Origin of the sequence: Nonomuraea sediminis, from assembly GCF_018531495.1 — a bacterium.
GTDB classification, from domain to species: Bacteria; Actinomycetota; Actinomycetes; order Streptosporangiales; family Streptosporangiaceae; genus Nonomuraea; species Nonomuraea sediminis.
In genome coordinates this window covers 1-18414 of sequence record NZ_JAHDTI010000024.1, presented here as the reverse complement: position 1 = coordinate 18414, position 18414 = coordinate 1, and the positions used below count along the sequence as shown (strand labels likewise).

Sequence of the window (18414 nt, the reverse complement as noted above, 5' to 3'; positions counted from 1 at the left end):
GCCGGTCCAGGTCAGCCCGTGGTGAACTCGAAGGTCGGGTTCCGCCGGGCCCCCACCCGCTCCAGCGCCTCGGCCAGCAGGTGGACCTGGTCCAGGGAACTGCTGACCGGGTAGAGCACCAGGTCGTCGACGCCCGCGTCCGACAAAGCGATCAGCTCCTTAAGTAGGCGCTCGTCGGAGTCGAGCGAGTCGGCGCGGACCGGCTCGTAGTACGGCGACTCCTTGGAGCCGTAGTAGTGAGCCACGTACTCGTCGGTGAGCTGGACGGCCTCGGAACCGGAGCAGAAGTAGCGGCCAGTGAGGATGTGCGGCTCGCCGGGACGCTCAGCCGTGGCCCATGCCTCGGTGACGCCCTGCACGCCGTTCACCAGCAGGTCCAGGCTCAGCGTCGGCGCCACCCAGCCGTCGCCGAAGCGGGCGGCGCGGGCATAGCCCGCGGGGATCAGGCCACCGATGAGCAGCTTGGGACGGCCCTTGCCGGGCAGCGGGGTGGGGCCGGAGACGCTGGTGACCTCCCCGTCCCAGACACGGCGCATTTCGGTCAGGGTGTCGTCGAAGATTTTGCCGTGGCCCTTTTCGGGAGCACCGCTGAGGGTGAAGTCGTCCGGCCAGCCCCCGATGCCCAGGCCCGCCGTGAGCCGGCCCTCCGAGATCAGGTCGATGGTAGCGAGCTGCTTGGCGAACAGGATCGGGTTGCCCCGCCATCCGACGTTCAGCACGCTGGTGAACAGCTGGACGCGCTCGGTCACCGCCGCGGCGATGCCGAGGGAGACCAGCGGGTCCAGGATGTCGTAGACCAGGCGGTCGATGGATCCCAGGGAGTGGAAGCCGAGGCGCTCGCTGTCCTCCGCCCACTGCTTGACCTCCCGCGCAGGACGTCCGGGAACGGCGATCGGCAGACCAATTCCAATATTCACGAGCACTCCGTCTCAACCAGGATCTCACTACGGGCACAACGATCCGGACAGTCCATTTCCGGCCGTCCTCATGCGCCCGCCGTGACGATATTCAGCGAGATCGGCATCGGTCTTGTACGGATCGGACACGCTCCGGGGATCTCCCACCTGACCGCCGCCGAACAGGCGCCCACCGACCGGGACCGCCGGGGGGGCTGGCCGACCGCTCCGAGCGGTTCGCCAAGCAGATCCCCGCCCCAGACACCGTCCGCGCGGTCTGGGAGGTCCCGCGCTCCCCGATCACCCGCCCTACCAGCAGATTCTCACTGTCCTGGCCGACACCGGCCAGCCCACCCGAGCGCGTGATCTGTGCCCGGCCCTGGACCTGCCCCTGGTCCGTAAGAACATCGAAAACACCCGTGCCAAGCTCAAACGCCTGGTCGGCCTGAGCATCCTCGCGGAGATCGAGCCGGGATTGTTCGCTCAGCCGCGTCCGTAGCTAAGCCACGAGCCCGCAACCAGGTCTTCCGGGACAGCGCAAGCGATCACTCGCGAACCGCCCTCTAACAAAGGGGCGCCAGTAGTAGATCATGAAGGTATGTCCGACCAGATTCCCGCATTCCTCGACGAAGTCGGCCATGGCTGGCATCCGCTGCTGCAGCGGCTGCACAGTGACCTGCTGGCCGTCGACCCCGGCTACAGAGTCAACCAGGTCAAGGAGAAGTACGGCGAGCTGAGAGTCTCTTTACTGACCGGCCTGCTGCGTTCGCTCGCGGCGCCGGATGAAAGGGAGCCCGACCGCTACGAGGGATTGACGCCGTCACAACTCGTCCGCGCCGCCGAGCAGGAATCAGCCCGGATCTGCGAGTCCTGCGGCGCGCCTGGCCAGCCCAGGGACAGACCCTGGATCAAGACTCTCTGCGACGACTGCGCCACCCTCAGCGGCACCAGCTCCCATGAGAGAACGTTCTGCTTGCTTGAGTGATAGTTCATGGATTGTGCCAGGTCAAACCGGACACGACCCCTCCGAGTGGGCACCATGCCTGGCTGATCTGCGCCATCGCGATGACCTGGCACGCCCGCACACATCGGCTTCCCGGGCGCCTCATGGACTTCCCCGACGACGCCCGCCGACTGGACTGCTTCGCATGGTCGAGGCGGTCTATCAATTCCGGCGCGCCACGCTACACGAGCACCTCGCCACCTCAGACTCCCCGGGGCCGGGATGGACGGGGTGACGGCGGTGAACTTCGCGGATCTCGGGATTCTCCCACCCGTCTACGCCTTCGCCAGAGCCCTGGTGACCGGCCGCGGCGCCGTCCCCGACGCAGTGGTACGGCGAGCCGCGGCCGCCGGGCTCGGACCGGCCGACGTGCTGCAACTGGTCACCGAGTGCGCGTTCGCCACGCTGGTCGGCCTGGTCGACAACCTCGCCGGCCGGATCGGACTGGACGAGCCGTTGCGCCCGCAGTCCTGGAAGTAGCCGGTCACGCCTGAGCGCCGCCGATCAGGGCGAAACACACCCCCCACCCGCCGATGGCGAGCACGGCGGCGACCGGACCCAGCGCGACCAGGCACGGGATGAGGACGACGAAGACGTAGAGGCCGGCGACGAGCGTGACGTGGCGACCGAGGCCGACCCGGCGGCGTAGATCGGAAATGCCTGCCACGACCAGCCCGATCCCGGCCACCGGCGTGAGGATCGCGAAGACCGTGCCCGTCGCGTCAAGCGACATGAACGCGACCAGTTCGGCCGGGACGAACGCGGTCACCGCCACGGCCGTGGTCCAGTACCCGAACCCGCCCACCCGCAGCGCCAGGAGCACGAAGCCGACGGCCTGCGGCACGTGGACGAGGGCCAGGAGCACCGTCCACCATGCGGGTGAGCGGCTGTCGAACCCGAGCGCCGGGATCAGGGCCGCGGCGATTCCGGCCGCGGCCTGCGCCAAGCCACCGGCGACGAGCCAGGGAGCTGGATTCCTCATGAGCGTGGTCCTTTCGTAGCGGGTCGGGGCCGACGCTGCCCGTCCGGATCCCTGTCCGGCAATGGACACGGACGCCGCCCGGTTCGCTGGGCGAAGCCGGAGGTGGTGGCCTACGCTCGGAATGCGCACGCGTCCGGCGTCACCGGACATGTGGAGTCGGCGGCACGGCAAGGCGAGGTGCTCGAGTGGTCGACGATCCTGATCCCCGGCTGTCGTTCGCACGGCGCCTGCGGGCGTTGAAGGACGCCGCGGCGGTGTCGGTTCGCGAACTGGAGTCGGCCAGCGCCCGCACGCCCCGGCGACGCGGCGGGCAGCCCCCGTTACGGCTGAAGCGCAGCACCATCGCCGGGATGATCAGCGAAACCCGCCCGGTACGGCCCGAGCAGGAACACGTCGAGGTCTTCGTCGACACCTGCCTGCGCATCGCCGACGAATCCGGCCGGACCGTTCCCGCCGACCTGGGTGAGCCTCAGTCCTGGGACACGGCCTACCACGACCTCCTGGTACGGCTGGCCGACCTGCGCAGCGATCGCCGTCAGGCCGGCGAGGCGGTCAGGCGCCTGGAGTCCGTGGCGCGCCCCCGCCGGGCAGGTCCGGCGGATGCCGCGGTCGCCGAGGCCAAGGACGTGCTGGCCGGGCTGGTCGAGCAGCAGTGGCGCACCGAGGCGCGCATCCGCAGCCTGGCCGACCCCGATCCGATCCCGGTTCGCTGGCGGCCCACGGACGACGAGCGGCTGACCGATCACGCCGCCAACCTCACGCCGGGATCGGCGCGGCTGACCGCCTCCAGCGACGACGTCGCCGCGCTGACCAGCCGGTTCCGCGCGATGCGCCGCCAGCGCCTGGTGATACTCGGCGGTCCCGGCACCGGCAAGACCACCCTGGCGGTCCAGTTGCTGCTGGAGCTCCTGGCGTCCCGTCATGACGATCCCGACGAGCCCGTCCCCGTGCTGCTGCCGGTCGCCGAATGGGATCCCACGGCTTTCCCCCTGCTACAGGACTGGCTGGCGGCGCGGCTGGACCAGGACTATCCGGCGCTACGGGCCACGGTCCTGGGGGCGGAGGCGCCGGTGACGCTGGCCGTACGGGGGCATGTCCTTCCAGTTCTGGATGGATTGGACGAGCTCCCCGCGCAGGCGCAGGCCAGGGCCATCGCCACGCTCAACCGCTCCCTCGGCGGGGCCGACCAGCTCGTCGTGACCGGCCGCACGCCCGACTATCGCGGCGCCGTCGAACTCGGCGGTGACGTTCTCACCTCCGCCGTGGTCATCGAACCCGATCCGCTGACCCCCGTCGCCGCCGCCGGCTACCTGCGGCGCTGCCTGCCACCGAAGCCCGGACCTGCCTGGGAGCAGGTGCTCGACCAGCTCGGGTCCGCGTCGGGCCAGGCGGGCGCGATGGCCGCCGTCAGCACGACTCCGCTCGGGCTGTGGCTGCTCCGCGCCGTCTACATCACCCCGGACGCCGACCCGGGCGCGCTGCTCGACACCGGCCAGTTCCCCGACGCCGCGGCGCTGCGCGCCCACCTGTTCGACCGCCTCATCGCCGCCCTGGTCGAATCGCGCCCGCCCAGCACCCGTCCGGGCGATCTGTTCCGCCCGCGCCGCCACCACGACCCTGATCAGGTACGGCACGCGCTCGGCTATCTGGCCCGCCACCTCACCTACCCGCGCAATCCGGACGGCTCCCCGCGAACGCGTGACCTGGCCTGGTGGCGCCTGGCCGGCGACACGCACGCCGTTACCCGCACGATCCGCCTCGTCCTGGCCCTCACCTTCGCGCTCGTCACGGCGACCCTCTCCGTCATCGCCGTCGGCCTGGCCGAGGGATTCGTCCCCTTCCCCCGGTACGCCTTGGCCTACGGGCTGGCATACGGACTCGGCGGCGGCCTTCTCGTCGCCTACGCGGCCCGCACCTGGGAACGGCAGCCGCCGGGCTTCGCCGATCTCCGGTTCCGCGGCCGCCGGTTCAGACCGCGCTTCAAACCGCTGCGCGGTCTCCTGTTCGGCCTCGGCACCGGGCTGGTGATGGTCGCCATGATGTGGCTGACCGTCGACTCCGCCGTCACCATCATCGTGGCCGCCCTCGTCTCAGGCCTGGCGGTCGGCCTGGCACACGGTTTCGCCGCCGGGCTCGCCACCTGGGCCGAGGCACCGTCCTCGGCCGGTCGGGCCAGCACGCCGCCGACGAGCTGGCGCGCCGACCGGACGCTGAACCTTGTGCGTGCCGCCACCATCGGCTCCAGCGCCGCCCTCACCGGGGGCCTGGCGGCCGGCGTCGCGGCCGGTCTCACCGACACGCCGGCCTTCGGAGCCGCGGTCGGTCTGATCTACGCCCTCGTCTTCGGCGTCACCGCCGGGCTCGCCGCCGGCCGTCACCACGCCTGGATGGCCTACCTGATCGCCACGTTCCGCCTCGCCCTGTCCACCGGCACCTCCCTTGCGCTGATGTCCTTCCTGGACGACGCCCACCGCCTCGGCCTTCTGCGCACGGTCGGCCCGATCTACCAGTTCCGCCACGCCGAACTCCAGGACCATCTGGCCGGCCAGCCGTCCGGCCGGACACCACCGAACCCCTGAATGCCCAGGTAGGCCGGGATGCGTCCGGCTTGTATGCCGGACGCCTGACTCCTCCCACAAGGTGGGTGACCCAACCCGCCTACAAGGAGCGTCCCGTGCGTCCTGCCCTGCTGATCACGATCGTGGCCGTCGCCGCGCTGCTGCTCGCCATGTCCGCCGACGCCCGCCCCGTCCGGACCGACTGCTCGAGGCGAACCTGCTCCTACACCTTCCCGCCCGCGACCACGGCCGCGATGAAGCGGGCCGCCGATCGCGCCGGCTGGCTCGCCGGCCCGGCGGCGGACATCATCTGCGTGCGCCTCCCCCACCGTCCGGCCGCCCTGGCCTGCGCGGCCGCGCTGAAGATCACCTACGAGCACGCCAGGAAACGCCTCAATCAGGCGTACGCCCAGGGCGGCTGCTTCACGATCACCGCCTCGCCGGTCAGATTCTCCGTCACCCCGCTCGGCAGCCGCTCCTGCGTCAGCGGATGAGATCGGACTGGGCCACCGAGAACACGACCCCGTCTTCCTCGCCCTCGGTCATGCCCCAGACCTCCATGTTCTCGTACCACAGCGACATGTCCTCGGGACGGAACGCCCAGCGCGCATGGCTCTGGATCGTCCAGCCCAGCTACGATCCGGCCACGTCGACCGCGGCGAACCGGCGATAGGTGAGCGATCCCTTGGACATGCTGAAGCTGACGTAGAGCTCGTCGCCGTCGGCCTGCATCGGGTGGCGACGCGCCCGATCCAGCCAGGCCCGCGCGTCGTCGAACTCCAGGGCCGCGAGCCCGACGTCGGCGACCACCACCTCCAAGATCATTCCGGCCTTACCGTGGATCACCCGCACACCCTATGCCGACCCCGCGCACCGCCACGAAGGTGTCCGGCACCGCCGCCGCGACAATGCTGCGGAGGCCTGCCAAGTACGGGATCTGATTCCGAGCAGCCCCACACGGTTCGGCGCTGACCCGGTCTGCCCCGATGATCCGCTCGAGCAGACAGAGGCGGTGTTCGAACCCGGAGTCAACGCCCTGCAAGCCGGCGATCCAGTCGGCGCGCCGGAGTTCTTCGACCAAGCCGCCGCTCGTCTGGCCGACCGGAAGTATCACCGGTGGATGCAGCTCCTGCCCCAGTACCGGGGGACGCGCTGCTCGCCCTCGGCGATCCGGCCGGTGCGGCTGAGCTTCAGGCCGAACCGCGCCTCGCCGAAATCGGCGACGTGCGAGAACGGCTCGCGGATGACCAGGCAGTCCCGGCGCTGCCGCATCATCCTGAGGAACGCCGTGGAGCGGCACCGGGGTGCGCTCCACAGCGCGATGATTCGTGCCATCGGCTCAGGGCAGCAGCGTGTGCATCCACCCGTGGGGGTCGGGTGCCACGCCGGTCTGGATCTCGGTCAGCCGCCGGCGCAGCCGGGTGGTCACGGGGCCGGGTTCTCCTTCCCCGATGACCAGCTCGCCCCCCGCGTGTCTGACTCTGCCCACGGGTGTAACCACGGCCGCCGTCCCGCAGGCGAACACCTCGGTGAGGTCTCCCGAAGCGCTCGCCTTCTTCCACTCGTCAACCGAGATCTTCCGCTCCTCGACGCCGTAACCGGCGTCGCTGGCCAGCCGCAGCAGCGAGTCCCGGGTAATTCCCGGCAGCAGCGAGCCGCTCAGCTCCGGTGTGACGACTCTCGCCGTCGGTCCCGAGCCGAAGACGAAGAAGAGGTTCATACACCCCATCTCCTCCACCCACCGGCGTTCCACCGCGTCCAGCCAGACGACCTGGTCGCAGCCGTGCCGTACCGCCTCCTCCTGGGCAATGAACGCGGCCCCGTAGTTGCCGGCGAACTTGGCCGAGCCGGTCCCGCCGGGAGCGGCCCGCACGTATTCCTCCGAGAGCCACACGCTCACCGGCTTCGCCCCGCTGGTGAAGTAGGACGCGACGGGCGAGGCGATCAGGACATAGATGTACTCGGTGGACGGTGTCACCCCGAGCCCGACGGAGGTCGCGATCATGAAGGGACGGAAATAGAGGGAGTTGCCGTTCTCGGCCGGCACCCAGTGCCTGTCCGTCTCGGCCAGTTCCCTGAGCGAGGCGAGGAAGACCTCCTCCGGCAGCTCGGGCATCGCCAGCCGCCATGCCGAGGCGCGGAACCGTTCGGCGTTGGCCTCGGGCCGGAAGCTGGCGATGGAGCCGTCCGGCTGGAGGTAGGCCTTCAGCCCCTCGAAGACAGCCTGGCCATAGTGGAAGACCGCGGTCCCCGGCGGCAGGCCCAACGACTCGTGCGGGCGTAACCTCGCATCGTGCCAGCCGCGGTCCTGGTCGTAGGCCATGGTGACCATGTGATCGGTGAAATACCTGCCGAACCCCGGATCGCGCTGGATCTCCGCCACCCGCTCCGCGCCGGCGGGTTCGGGGTTCAGGGTGCGACTGAACTCGACTTCTACTTTCATTCCGCGCCAACCTCCTGTTTCTCAGCAGCGATGTGCTTGGCCAGTGACTGAACCGTGGTCACGTCCTCATACAGCCGCCTGAGCGGCAGTTCGATCCTGAATCTCCTCGTTCGCCTCGATCACCGAGTAGGAGGTGAACCCGAGCTCGAACAGTGACGTATGCGCGTCGACGTCGTCGGGCCGACGCCGAGCAGGCTGCCGACCAGGGAGCGGAGGTGCGCGCGCACGCCGTCCTCGGTGTCCGGGACCGCGCCACCTTCCGCGGGGCCGGGTCGCCGCAAACTCGGGTCCCGTCGCCAGGTGCAGGGAGTAGGCGCTGGGCATGTCCACGTCCTCGTGGTTGAGGAGATAGTTGCTCGCCGTACAGCCGATGAAGACGCCCACGTCGCGATCGAAGGTCTCCGGCCGGCACTCCCAGGCGTACTCCAGGAGGAGGCGATGCTGCTGGTCGAGGACACCCGCCTCGCGCGGAGCCATGTCGAAGAAGCCGGCGTCGAACAGCTCCGCGGTCTCGAGAAGCGCGCTCCTGTTGACGTAGTTGGGGTGGGAGAGCATCGCCGGATCAAACCTGTCCCTCAGTGAGTCCTCGGCGGTGATCGACGAGCTGGATTCGAGGCCCGCACACAGGTTTCGCCAGTATTCCCGGTAGTCGCGGGCGGCGGGCAGACGGACGGACATCTCGATGATCGCGATATCGCCGAGGTCGTGTGCCATTGCGAAGTCCTCAGGTCTTCGGAGCCTTTACCGACTCACCTGCCAGCCGGTCCTTGCGACGGTGATAGGCGCTTTTGCTCTTCTCCCGGTTTCCGCAGATGTCCATCGTGCACCAGTGGCTCGACTGGTTCCTGGAGCCGTCGTAGAAGAGCCACCTGCAGACATCCCGCCGGCACGCCTTCATCCTGCGCCAGCGGCCGTCGTCCATCGCGGTGCGCACGACATCGAGGATCTCGGCCATCGCCTGCCCGAAGGGTGACGGCGCGACGAGCGTCAGCGAGCCCTCGGAGGTGAGGGACATGGCGATCCGGAGTTCCTGGATCGCCATGTCCATGAGTGCCAGTGCCTCCCGATCGAATGGCACGCCGTTGTTGGCACGGGCCATCGCACGCAGGCCCTCCCGCAGCGCCGCGGCCTGCCGGAGCGCCAGGATGCCGATCTCGGTCTCCGGCTCGACCAGGTGCTCGTCCGCCAGCCAACCGTGCAGGCCGTCGAGGGAGGACAGGGCATCACGCCGCGCCTCCCAGTCGAAGGTGTTCACGAAGGCCTGAACGAGCCGCAGCGTGCCCGGCGCGGCACGCCGGGCACCTGGCTCGGCACCCGCGGGCGCACTCACGTCAACCAAGGTTCCTCCGCAAATGACGTCACCTGCATAGAAGGATAGAAGGTGTGATTAACACTTGCTAGATGCATTTACCGGTGAGATATCCGCGTTTGTGATTCGGCAGATGCTCTTCGGCTACCGATACGCCGGATCACCGGGCGGCATTCCCTGACATTCCGGAACCGGCATTGATGCCGCGAAGCGATACGAAGACGGGCGTTGAAGCCGCGCCCAACACATAGGTCGTTGACTCATAATCAGCGGCTTCTACCGAGCTGGAAGCTCCCGGATATCGTGAGTTTCTGTCGACTGACGGCGTGGGAGCCTTGCTGCCCATCTGCGCTGCACCCCGCCGGGGGCACATCACAAATGGGCAGCTTCTTCGGGGTTGCCCTCGGTGCAGTGGCTGGAGTCCGCCTCCCTGCCACTGTCCGCGTTGGAGGAGCCAAAGCACGCGCGGGCCGCCCTGGAAGCCCTCGCTCTCCTCCTGGACGGCAAGGCTGCCGCGACCTCGACCTACCGCCGCAAGAGGGCTGTCTTCCACCATGTGCTCGAATACGCCGTAGAGCTGCAGGAGCTTTCGGCAAATCCGCTCCACAAGGTCAAGTTCCGCAAGACAAAGACCAACAGCGAGATCGATCGGCGCTCTGTGGTCAACCCGGCCCAAGCCCGACGGCTGCTCACCGCAGTGACCTACGTGGGGAGGACACGCGGCCCGATGCTCGCGGCCATGTTCGCGTGCATGTACTTCGGTGGGCTGCGTCCTGCTGAGGCTGCCGGTCTCCGAGAGAGGACTGCTACCTCCCGGAGAAGGGCTGGGGGTTGCTCACGCTGGAGAAGACCCGGCCGCAGGGCAACACGCGCTATACCGACTCTGGCGAGGCGCACGATGTACGTGGTCTCAAGCATCGGGAGGAGACAGAGACCCAGTTGGTTCCCATCCCGCCGGAGCTGGTGGCTTTCATTCGCGACCACATCGCCATGAATGGCGTCGGAGAGGACGGGCGGCTCTTCCGAACCCGCACGGGCGGTGTGATCTCGGGGTCCGCCTACGCCAAGGTGTGGAAGGAAGCCCGGACCTACGCCTTCACACCTGACCAGGTCGCCTCTCCCCTGGCCGCTCGACCGTACGACCTGCGGCACGCGGCCGTCTCACTCTGGCTCAACGCCGGCGTGCACGCGCCTGAGGCCGCCGAGCGCGCAGGACATGGCGTGGACGTGATGCTCAGAGTCTACGCCAAGTGCATCGACGGGCAACAGGAGGTGGCCAACGCGCGCATCCTGGAGGCGCTGGCAGCGTGATCGGAAAAGCACGAAGGACCCCGCGGGAGACCCCGGGGTCCTTCGTCGTTCACGGCATCGGACTCACGATCCCATGCTCCAAACCAGCATGCCGACCTGCGAAAACAGAGGTGATCCCATTCCGCGTATGTTCCGCGACCAGTGGCACAGAGCTGCATCCGGCGGCATCCTGCTGCCTACCCCAGAGAACCTCGATCATGGAAAAGGCCAGGTCAACGCCATGGTCGCCTGGCCGAGAAGCGCGCCCTGCAGGATTCGAACCTGCGACCGTCGGATTAGAAGCAAGATCTTTTAGTGCCACGCGATACCGTTTGATGGTAGTTCATGCCGCCCGCGCGCACTTTGCGTGTCCGACAGTGCCAAGTCATGTCGGGGCGTGTCGGGGCGCAGGAGCACGCGCCGAGCACGGCCGACACCCTATTCGATCATCGCATCGTGGGCCCTCTGATCGAGTTCCGTACACCAGAGCACGCCGGCCCCTACGTAGAGATGACTGCTAAGGAACCACCTAACGGAGCGCTCGGAGGTTGGAGCACGCACCGAGCACAGCGCTCAGTCGCCTGCGGGCAGCCTGGGCTCGTTGGGGATTGAGGCGCGGAGGCCCTGCCTGCAATGCGCCCTCGCGGACGGCGCGCTCGACCTTGCCGACCTCTTTCCCGTCGCGGCAGATCAGATATCGGTAACCGAGATGCTCCTGGACATGGGTTCTGGTCAGTTGGCTCAGGCTGAGGCCCGAGGCCAATATCGGCCTGTTGCTCGGAGGTGAGGGCGGGGATGACGAAACGGTCGCAGACGTAGATGTTTGAACTGGTCCTCGAGCGTCTCCCCGACGCGTGCGCCTTCAGGGGCATCCACAACCTCAGTGGCTTCCGGATCTGGCCGACCGGCCGCTGGTTGTCGCCCACTACCGCGGTGCGGATCAACGCCACCTTGCGAACCCCGCTGAATGCGGCGGTCCGTGCCCGACTGATCCTGGTCAACCCCGCGAACGGAGCCGAACTGCCTCGTCCTCGGCGACGGCATCCGGTGATCTGGACCGCCGGATGGGCGGCCCGGTGGCGATTGTCGGGAGAGCGTCCGGCGGTGGCGATCTGGACCGAACAGCAGCTCGCGGCGTTCGTTGATGCCGCCGTATTTCGGGCCCTCTCACCGGGTTTCATGGCATACGAGCAACCGTCGAGCAACCATGGTTGGATTCTGGTGGACCACACTGTGCGTCTGATAGATGGCTCTATCCCTGGTGGCCGTCTGAATTACATCGTGATTCAGATCATACCTGTAGGGCGCGGCCACCACATGATCTTCAGTTCCAACACACGTGAATGATCACAGCGGTGGCCGCCTACCGTACGTACGGCCCAGTTACTACAAGCAACCAGTCTCGCGATCTAGGACTGAAGTGCTAATCAGTCCCATGAAAAGGTCCGAATCTCGACGGGGCGCGCGCGTCTCCATCATCTTCGTGCCATTGACAGTGAGTAGCAGCCACAAAGTCCGGACCGCTGTTGATCAAGAAGACCTTGCCATGGGCTGGCCATTCTATCCCGAACGCCTCCAATGAAGGATCGGCAGGGAGTGTGATCTCTTGGATTACGAGTTCGCCATATTCGGCCTCGATTCTCATGCGCTCAACGTTGCTGAAGAGGACATCGATTCGTTTTGGCGAGGCAGCAGGATCGATGCTCCTCACCAACAGGCGTGAGTAGCTCACGGCGTAGTGCCATAGGCGGAACTCCCTTCACCAGGTAGCACTCAGGGTCATCTCAACCTCCTAGGAAGCTGGGCAGAGGTATGTTGACTACCTCGCCCCCGCGATAGAAGGTGATGCTACTCCAGTCCCTGTAGCCCCTGCGCACGGAGTCTCCAACGATTCTCATCTCGCGCTCTGTCGTAAACCAGTTATTCCCACCACCCCGATCATACGCTTCCTTGAATGCGCGAGCGGGATCGGCGGCATGGTCGAATCCATCGAGGTTTACATGAATCCAAGTTTCAGGCTTATAGAAGGCGACGTCTCTTACTGAGGCAAGCGCCTCCTCCATTGTGCCGTCCAGGAAGTGGGTGAGTCCACGCTTATCGGCAAATTGCGAAGTCCTCCTTCTTTTCTAATACCGAGAGCGACTTCCCCGGCGTCCGGGAGCCCGCCAGGCGGGATGACTACTCCGCAACTAAGATTTGGCATTTCGGGCGTACGGCAGTCCATCGTTGCGTTCCCGTAGCCGGACTGCCAAGCCTTTATCGCCCAGCGGCTGATAACCGCCGCAGCTAGGATCGTCATCAATCCCTAGTCCATAAAACCAGTCACACTGATCCTGGAAGTGTGCCGCACCCCAAGGCGTGATTAGGCCGCCGACGAAGTCCCAAAAGCCTCCAGATTTCTGTTCTGTCGGTAGCTTGGTGGGCCCGTCACACTCCGCGTAGCACTTCGTTGGATGCGGGATATTGACGTTCTGGTTCCTGATCGGACGGAACGGGCTGCCGTCGGGGTGGTCGCCTGATGGGGAGCGGCGGCCGGTGTTGCAGGGTTCGCCTTCCATGCAGCCGGAGTGGCCGTCGATTTCGACGGAGTTGATGGGGTTGCCGCCGGTGAAGGCGTAGCGGTTGGCGGTCCAGGGGTCGAGGCCGAGGCCGAGGTCGTCGAGAGCGCCGTTGTAGGAGTCGAGGTTGAGGAAGCGGTTGAGGCCCGGGTTGTAGTCGCGGAACCCCATGTCGTACATGCCGGTGGAGTTGTCCCACCGCTTGCCGTTGAACCGGTACGGGTTGTACTCGTCCTTGGCCGTCGGGTCGACCGGGTCCGGCTTGTCGATACCGGTGAAGAGTTTGTCGTCGTTGCTGCCGTAGGCGGTGTAGCCGTAGGTGGCTCGGGTGTCGCCGTTCTCCTTGGTGATGTCCTCGACGTCGGAGTGGGCGTTGTAGCCGTAGTACGACGACTCCTCAGCGCCCGTGTCGGTGATCTTCGTCTGCGACAGGCGTTCGCCCCACGGCGAGTATTGGAAGGCCTTGGTCAGCTGGCCGGCCACCTCTTCGTCCAGGACCTCGCTGGATAGGCCGAGGTAGGAGTAGTTGGTGGTCTTCGCCGAGGCGGAGCCTTCCTTCTCCGTCTTCGACGTTGTCCGGTCGAGCGGGTCGAAGGTGTAGCTGGTGACCGTGGTGGCGCCGTCGCCGCCGAGCTTTTCGTGCTTGATGACGTGGTCGAAGCCGTCGTAGGTGTACTTCTCCTGGGTTTTGCCGCCGCCCTGGATGGTGCGCAGCCGGCCGTACGGGTCGTAGGTGTAGGTCGAGGTGGCACCGTCGGTGACCGAGGTCATCAGCCGGTTGCGGTCGAAATTGAAGGTGCTGGTCTTGCCCAGGACCTGCTGCTGCCAGACGTTGCTGTTGGGGTCGTGGGAGTAGGTCTCGGTCTCCGCCGCACCGCCGCCGACCGGGGTCTTCACCGTCTTGGCGATGCGGTCGCGCGGGTCGTAGGTGTAGGCGTAGTCGTTCTCTAAGTACGCACCCGGGTTGTCGGCGTTCTGGAGTTTGGCGTGGTCGCTCGCGCGTTGCAGGTTGCCCTGATAGCCGATGGTGTGCTCGGCCACGATGGCCGCGTTGGGCTTCTTCTCCACCGAGTAGCGCAGGACGCCGGACAGGAAGTAGTCGTAGTCAACGGTGTTGCCGTTGGCCTTGGTCTCCTTCAGCCACTCACCGCGCGGAGTGTAGGTGTAGCCGGTCGTCTTCGGCAGCGGATCCGATGCGGACTTCTTGTTGACCACCTGATCGACCAGGTCACGGATGTCGTAGCGGTAGGTCGACAGCACCTTGTCGTGGGTGAGCTGGGTGACGGCGCTGTTTTCGTTGTAGCCGTAGCTGGTGGTGTTCTTCAGGACACCCTTCAGCGTCTCCTTGATGGTGTCGATCTGGTTGAGACCGGTGTAGGAGATGTCCCAGTTGTCGATCTTGGCGTTGGCCGAGTTGTCGGCGATGTCGACCAGGTTGGCGTTCGGGTCGTAGGTGTAGGTGAAGTGCTTCTTCTCGCCGTCGGTCTGACCGCTGTTGTCGCGCACCAGCTTGACGGCGTCAGCGATGACGCTGCCGTTGGCGTTGTCGGTGTCGCCCAGGCCGGCGGTGAAGGTGTAGGTACCCAGCTGAACCCAGTCGCCGCTGTTCTTGGTCTGGTCCACCGTCACGGTGTCGGTGGTGGCGCCGTGCTTAACCTGGTAGCCGGCGTTGGTCGCAGTCGCGCCGGCCGGGTATTGGGCGTAGACCTTATAACTGCCATCACTGGGGATGGTCAGGTTCCAGGTGAAGGCGGACGACCCGGTGCCAGCCGGGGCGACGGCGTAGTCATATCCGACGAACCCCGAGGTCGCGTCGGCCTGCACGCGCGGGCCGACCGCATTGGAGGCGAAGCTGCCGCCCGAGGTGGTGGTCCACGAGCCGGTCGCACTCACCTGGCCAGTGTCGGAGTTGTCGTCCAGGACGACGTCCAGGCCGAGCGGGACGCCGTTGTCGGAGTGGGTCTTGAGCTTGCCGTCCGGGTAGTAGCTCCAGTCCAGCGCCCGCTAGCTGGAGTTGCCCGCGCTGGTGACGGTGCGGTTGGTCTGCTCGCTCAGCTCGTTGTAGTCGTATGAGGTTTTGATCTTCCACGCATCGGTGGTGGTCTTGGACCAGCCGTTGTCCCAGTACGTCATCGAGGAGACGTTGCGGATCGACTGGCCGTGCGAGGGCGGGGAGGAGATCTCCTGCAGCCGCGAGACCGGGTCGTAGGTGTACAGCACCGAGTCGGGGGTGTTGTAGACCGGGTCGGACCGGTCGTAGGGGAAGACCTTCTCGCTCGGCCGGTTCAGCTTGTCGTACTTGGTCTCCTGAACGAAGTCGACCAGGTCACCGCCGCGCTCCACCCCGCGCGGGGTGATCACCTTGGTCTGGTTGCCGACCTGGTCGTAGACGAACTTGGTGGTGACGTACTTGATCACACCGTCGGTCTCGGCGTGCGGCACGCGGGTTTCGACGACGGCGCCGCGCTTGTCGTAGACGGTGATCGACTTGTTGTTCTCCTGGTCGGTCTGCCCAACCACCAGCCCGTCCAGGTCATAGTCCGTCGAGGTCTGATAGCCGGCCGCGTCCTTGACGGTTTTCACCCGATGGTTCAGGTCATAGCCGTAGATCGCTGTGTAGTCGTTCGCGTCCACGGTGGCGTTCTTGCGCGGATCGATGACCTTGGTGGTGTTGCTGACGTTGTCGTAGCTGTAGGTGATCTTGTCCTGCTTCGCGTTGACGACGTCGGTCAGCTGGTAGATCGCGTCATACAGATAGGTGGTGACGTAGTCGTTCAGGTCGGCCGGGGTGAGGTTGCCCTTGGGCTCGGTCTGCGTCTTCAGGTTGCCGGCCAGGTCCCAGGTGAAGGACGCCTTCCGCTCGGGATCGCCCGCTTTGTCCACCGGCAGGATCGAGCTGAGCAACTGGTCGGCGTCGTCGTAGGTGGCGGTGGAGATAGCCCCGTTCGGCGCGGTCACCGTGGTGATGTTGTCGTTGGCGTCGTAGATGGGCGCCGGGGTGACTATGAACTTCCCGGTGTCCTGGTCCTTGGGGGCCTTGTTCTCCAGCGGCCGCTTGAAGATGTCGTAGGTCTGGGTGGTCTTCTTGCCCAGCGCGTCGGTCACCGTCAGCACGTTGCCGCGCACGTCATAGGTAGTGGTCGTGACGTTCGAGTAAGGATCGGTGATCGTCTTGGGGTAGCCGGTCGGGTCGTAGTCGCCGTAGGAGGTGGCGTTGCCGTTGGCGTCCGTCGAGGTGATCAGCTGGCTCCGGGCTGGGCGGCAATCGCCGGCCGCAAGGTCGCCGCCGGGCGGCGTCACCTCAGAAGGAGGAGGCCGCGTGGCGGCAGGCCCTGGACGCCATGTTTCTGATCTGCGGCCAGCAGGTGCTCGACGCGGGCATCAGGGATATAGAGCTGACCGAGGCGCGAATCGCGGCGCGCGGTGATCGTGTTGATGGTCGGGGCCTGTCGCGGGCGTTGAACCGGGCGATGCGAGAGGACATCTTGATGCGGCCGAAGCTGTAGCTGCGCCATCGAGCTAGAGGCCGACGTGGGATCAGTGGTCATGGTCGCCCTCTCGATACCGTTGGCCACAGCGAGCAGTGCGTTGTCGACGGTTACGCCCCGATGCAACTCGAAATGCTCTTGTTCGCTGATCTCCTCATACGCCGGCGGCGGCGCGAACGGGCACGTACGGGCCATGGGGAACTCGTGCTTCTCGGCGGTAGTCATGACTTTTCCTTCCACGACGTCACGGACAGGCGATAGAGGCTGGACAGCGAAAAGCCGTGTGTGAACGGCAGTTGCTCGACCGGTGCGACCGGGTTTGGCTCTGGGACGCGGCGGACCAAGGAGCCGCGATGAATCACCGGGACCGACGACATCGGTGAATTCAGACTCGACCTGTCCCCTCGCGGGCGAAGTTCGGTTCCGCCGCTTCAAGTCGCGGTACTGAGATGCCCAACCGTCGTGCTTCGGCCAGGGTGTCCCGGCAGACCTCGCGCGGCTCCTCGGCGTCGGGGTCGGAGTGCGCCGTGAGGCTCACGCGCGCGGGCGCGACATGAGCGGTCAGCCAGGCGAGCACGGGTGCCGTCAGCCAGGTGGGCGCCCGGAACGGCAGCACACCGCCCCGGTGTCGTCGCAGGTCGAGGCCGCGCGCCTGGAGGAGCGGCAGCAGTTCGCGGCCGGCCAGCAGCGCCTCGCGCAGGTCGCCCGTTGCCCCGGCCAGTTGGGACAGGGATCCCAGCCGCAGGCCCTGCGAGAACATGCCGGCATCCGACGCGAAATGGACCCACAGCCAGCCGCGGAAGTCAGGCCGCTCCTTGATCCGGAGGCCGGCCTGGCGAAAGGCCTGGCGCACGGCCCGTTCCCGGTCGGTCGGGGGCCGGTCGAGGGTGCCGAAGATGACCGACGGTAGCAGTGCCCCGTGGAGTACGCCGTCCGCGCCGAAACCGCCACCGGCCTGGGGAAAGCCCCAGGCGATCTGGTCGGCGGGGAGTGCGCCGATCGCGGCGAGCGGCTCGGTCCAGAGGTTGCCGAAGATCAGCACCGTGGCCTGGCCGACACGCGGGGCCAGGAAGGCCGTCGCCTCCGCGAGGCGGTGGTGGGGCACGCTGAGCACGATCAGGTCGAAGTCGTGGTCAGGCTCCAGCGCCTCGCGGTAGCGCACCGGCCACTTCTCGGCGACGCGCTGCCCCCACACTCGCCGCCGCATATCGAACAGGTCGAGGTCCACCGCGTCCCCGTACGTCGCCGCGCGACCCGGCCGGACGTAGAACTCGACGTCATGTCCCGCCTGTTGCAGAACCCAGCCGTAGATGGTGGCGATCACGCCTCGGCCGAACATCAGGATCTTCACGCTGCACCTCGTGGGGTACGATCGATTTGGAGGTAATCTCCACTTTTCAAAATATGGAGGTCATCTCCATTTGTCAACGCGAGGTAGCGCATGACCGCCGACAAGCCCCTGCGGGCCGATGCCCAGCGCAAGCGCGACGCCCTGCTCGCCACCGCCCGGGAGGTCTTCGACGCCGGCGGTTTCTTCGACCTGCGCTTCGATGACTTCGCCCGTCTGGCCGGGGTGGGCACGGGCACGCTGTATCGCCACTTCCCCACCCGGGAGGCGCTGGCCGAGGCGGTCTACCACGGGGAAGTCGCCGCGCTGTGCGACCGCGCCCGCCAGCTACAGGCCACGCTGCCCGCGGCGGAGGCTTTGGCGACCTTCCTACGCGGCATGGTCGACCACATAGACGCCCACGAGGGTCTGGCCCGGACGTTGGCCACGCTCATGGCCGATCGCTCGGGTGCCCTCGCCGAGGGCAGCCGGGCGCTGGAGCAGGCTGTCACCGACCTGGTGGCCGCCGCCGTGCGGGACGGCGCCGTTCGCGACGACGT

General features: G+C 66.8%; 18 protein-coding genes. 7 read left to right on the top strand and 11 right to left on the bottom strand.

Annotated elements, in window-relative coordinates; all coding sequences use genetic code 11:
- Positions 1 to 11: 11 nt before the first annotated feature.
- A complete protein-coding gene (locus tag KIK09_RS54170) occupies positions 12 to 917 on the bottom strand; it encodes an LLM class flavin-dependent oxidoreductase (RefSeq protein ID WP_214327465.1) in 906 nt (301 codons plus the stop codon).
- 577 nt (positions 918 to 1494) lie between these two features.
- On the opposite strand from KIK09_RS54170, the gene KIK09_RS54165 reads away from it, so the two are divergent.
- Entirely contained in the window at positions 1495 to 1881 is a 387-nt protein-coding gene (locus KIK09_RS54165) for a hypothetical protein (protein ID WP_214327464.1), read from the top strand.
- A 258-nt stretch (positions 1882 to 2139) separates the two neighbouring features.
- Positions 2140 to 2379, top strand: a complete 240-nt coding sequence (locus KIK09_RS54160) for a hypothetical protein (RefSeq protein WP_214327463.1) — start codon at positions 2140 to 2142, stop codon at positions 2377 to 2379.
- Between the two features lie 4 nt (positions 2380 to 2383).
- Here KIK09_RS54160 and KIK09_RS54155 read toward each other — a convergent pair whose 3' ends face one another.
- Complete coding sequence (locus KIK09_RS54155; RefSeq protein WP_214327462.1) at positions 2384 to 2881, bottom strand: hypothetical protein; 498 nt, start codon at positions 2879 to 2881, stop codon at positions 2384 to 2386.
- A gap of 185 nt (positions 2882 to 3066) precedes the next feature.
- Between KIK09_RS54155 and KIK09_RS54150 the strand changes: the two genes are divergently transcribed.
- Together KIK09_RS54150 and KIK09_RS54145 are read left to right on the top strand one after the other, a co-directional pair.
- A complete protein-coding gene (locus tag KIK09_RS54150) occupies positions 3067 to 5460 on the top strand; it encodes an NACHT domain-containing protein (protein ID WP_214327461.1) in 2394 nt (797 codons plus the stop codon).
- 95 nt (positions 5461 to 5555) lie between these two features.
- The gene (locus KIK09_RS54145; RefSeq protein ID WP_214327460.1) at positions 5556 to 5933 is read left to right on the top strand and encodes a hypothetical protein; all 378 of its coding nucleotides are present in this window, start codon (positions 5556 to 5558) and stop codon (positions 5931 to 5933) included.
- Positions 5934 to 6072: 139 nt separating this feature from the next.
- On the opposite strand, the gene KIK09_RS54140 is transcribed toward KIK09_RS54145, so the two are convergent.
- The 5 genes from KIK09_RS54140 to KIK09_RS54120 all read right to left on the bottom strand — a co-directional run bounded on the left by KIK09_RS54140 (position 6073) and on the right by KIK09_RS54120 (position 9212).
- Positions 6073 to 6285 (bottom strand): hypothetical protein, encoded by a 213-nt coding sequence (locus KIK09_RS54140; protein WP_214327459.1) that lies wholly within the window; start codon positions 6283 to 6285, stop codon positions 6073 to 6075.
- 264 nt (positions 6286 to 6549) lie between these two features.
- Positions 6550 to 6774, bottom strand: coding sequence for a hypothetical protein (locus KIK09_RS54135; RefSeq protein WP_214327458.1), 225 nt, complete (start codon positions 6772 to 6774; stop codon positions 6550 to 6552).
- 4 nt (positions 6775 to 6778) lie between these two features.
- Complete coding sequence (locus tag KIK09_RS54130; RefSeq protein ID WP_214327457.1) at positions 6779 to 7882, bottom strand: branched-chain amino acid aminotransferase; 1104 nt, start codon at positions 7880 to 7882, stop codon at positions 6779 to 6781.
- A 66-nt stretch (positions 7883 to 7948) separates the two neighbouring features.
- On the bottom strand, positions 7949 to 8596 hold the full coding sequence (locus KIK09_RS54125) for a beta-ketoacyl synthase N-terminal-like domain-containing protein (protein ID WP_214327456.1): 648 nt from the start codon (positions 8594 to 8596) through the stop codon (positions 7949 to 7951).
- A 10-nt stretch (positions 8597 to 8606) separates the two neighbouring features.
- The gene (locus KIK09_RS54120) at positions 8607 to 9212 is read right to left on the bottom strand and encodes a CGNR zinc finger domain-containing protein (protein WP_214327455.1); all 606 of its coding nucleotides are present in this window, start codon (positions 9210 to 9212) and stop codon (positions 8607 to 8609) included.
- 810 nt (positions 9213 to 10022) lie between these two features.
- Here KIK09_RS54120 and KIK09_RS59790 point away from each other — a divergent pair.
- Positions 10023 to 10502, top strand: coding sequence for a site-specific integrase (locus KIK09_RS59790; RefSeq protein WP_275956603.1), 480 nt, complete (start codon positions 10023 to 10025; stop codon positions 10500 to 10502).
- Positions 10503 to 11300: 798 nt separating this feature from the next.
- The gene (locus KIK09_RS54110) at positions 11301 to 11828 is read left to right on the top strand and encodes a site-specific integrase (RefSeq protein ID WP_214327454.1); all 528 of its coding nucleotides are present in this window, start codon (positions 11301 to 11303) and stop codon (positions 11826 to 11828) included.
- Between the two features lie 842 nt (positions 11829 to 12670).
- Here KIK09_RS54110 and KIK09_RS60460 read toward each other — a convergent pair.
- The 4 genes from KIK09_RS60460 to KIK09_RS54090 form a co-directional block, all read right to left on the bottom strand.
- A complete protein-coding gene (locus KIK09_RS60460) occupies positions 12671 to 14959 on the bottom strand; it encodes a golvesin C-terminal-like domain-containing protein (protein ID WP_443678897.1) in 2289 nt (762 codons plus the stop codon).
- Between the two features lie 84 nt (positions 14960 to 15043).
- The gene (locus tag KIK09_RS54100; protein ID WP_214327452.1) at positions 15044 to 16339 is read right to left on the bottom strand and encodes a hypothetical protein; all 1296 of its coding nucleotides are present in this window, start codon (positions 16337 to 16339) and stop codon (positions 15044 to 15046) included.
- Positions 16336 to 16752, bottom strand: coding sequence for a hypothetical protein (locus KIK09_RS54095; RefSeq protein ID WP_214327451.1), 417 nt, complete (start codon positions 16750 to 16752; stop codon positions 16336 to 16338). Before KIK09_RS54095 ends, KIK09_RS54100 begins: the two co-directional genes overlap by 4 nt.
- Before the next feature lie 160 nt (positions 16753 to 16912).
- Positions 16913 to 17878 carry a ketopantoate reductase family protein gene (locus KIK09_RS54090; protein ID WP_214327450.1) on the bottom strand — a complete coding sequence of 322 codons (966 nt, stop codon included), beginning with the start codon at positions 17876 to 17878 and terminating at the stop codon, positions 16913 to 16915.
- Between the two features lie 90 nt (positions 17879 to 17968).
- Here KIK09_RS54090 and KIK09_RS54085 point away from each other — a divergent pair.
- Positions 17969 to 18414 (top strand): TetR/AcrR family transcriptional regulator (locus KIK09_RS54085; protein ID WP_214327449.1); only part of this gene is annotated, 446 nt, incomplete at its 3' end.